Raw genomic sequence first — 1,347 nt, 5'->3', positions numbered from 1 at the left:
CGTACATGGACTCCCGCCTATGAGCAAGATCGGTGTGCATTTTCGAAGGTCTTGACTGCGTCCGTACATTCGGCTTCAGATGTGCCTGCCATCAGCACGAGCCATCATGGAAGTTTGCGCGCTTGCCCCTCATCGGCCTCTTGGCTTCATAATGCAGCCGCCGGATATATCAGGATCTGCAAGCGCCGGTCCGACCGGTTCGCCATGCTTGCCGCTTCTTGCGCAATCGATAGATGGAGTTAAGTTATCTCAGAACGTAAAGGATCGCTAAGCCAACTTGAAGCTATCGTTACTTGCCAATATTGCCCAGGCTATTCGCGCCGTCTTGTTGGCAAGCGCGATTGCTGCGACGCTCACGTGCCGGCGTTGCATCACAGCTTTGATCCAGCAACTGTGCCGGTCATCTCTACGCCCGACGAAGCGCATCACTGCCCGCGCTCCCTGAACGAGAAGGGTGCGGAGATAGGTGTCGCCGTGTTTTGTAATGCCACCCAGCTTTGACTTGCCGCCGCTCGATCGCTGCCTAGGCGTCAGCCCCAACCATGCTGCGAACTGCCGGCCGTTCTTGAATTGCATTGGGTCGCCGACCCCGCTGAACAACGCAGTCGCCACGAGCGGCCCGATCCCGGGAATTGTAGCGAGACGCTGGCAGCTCTCATTGCGCTTGAATATGTTGGCGATCTCTGAAGTAAGCTCTTCGAGCCAGCGCTGTAACGCTGCCAACTGTTCCAGATACATCGAACCAAGCCGGCGGAGCACAATCGTGATGTGAGCGTCGGCATCGCTAACTAAAGCTACGATACCCTGCCTTAACTGGACAATGCCTATTGGAAAAATGAAGCCCTCTTCGGCAAACATGCTCCGTATTTGGTTTGACTTTGCTGTTCGCTCATGAACAAGCCGCTCACGCATACGATGAACGGACTGCAATGACTGCTGTTCGGCGCTTTTGATCGGTACGGGATGAATGCCCGGCCGTGACACTGCAGCGCAGATAGCTGAAGCATCATTCGCATCGTTCTTGCCACCAACAACGAAGGGCTTCACATATTGCGTCGGCAGCAGGCGCACCGTGTGCCCCAGTTTGGTAAGTTCCCGAGCCCAGAAGTGCGAGCCGTGACATGCTTCGATGCCGATCAGACTCGATTCCAGTTTGGAGAAGAACTTCAACACATCTGATCGGCGAAGCTTCCGTTGTATGGCAGGTCTTCCGCCGCGGTCGACGCCATAAACTTGGAATACGTTCTTCGCAATATCAAGGCCGATGGTAAGCGCAGGCATCTCGAGTCTCCCAAAAGTGGCTTCGGAAGTGTGCGCCCCGGAGGGGGCGGGAGTCCATACCATCAG

The 1,347-nt window shown here is 55.8% G+C and carries 1 protein-coding gene; it reads right to left on the bottom strand.

Going from position 1 to position 1,347, the window contains the following annotated elements:
• Positions 1-267: 267 nt before the first annotated feature.
• On the bottom strand, positions 268-1,281 hold the full coding sequence (locus IAG25_RS41115; protein WP_187609893.1) for an IS110 family transposase: 1,014 nt from the start codon (positions 1,279-1,281) through the stop codon (positions 268-270).
• Positions 1,282-1,347 lie beyond the last annotated feature (66 nt).

Origin of the sequence: Caballeronia sp. EK, assembly GCF_014384845.1 — a bacterium.
Lineage (GTDB): Bacteria > Pseudomonadota > Gammaproteobacteria > Burkholderiales > Burkholderiaceae > Caballeronia > Caballeronia jiangsuensis.
The sequence above is the reverse complement of the archived record's forward strand: the minus strand, read 5'-3'. Positions and strand labels throughout refer to the sequence as shown.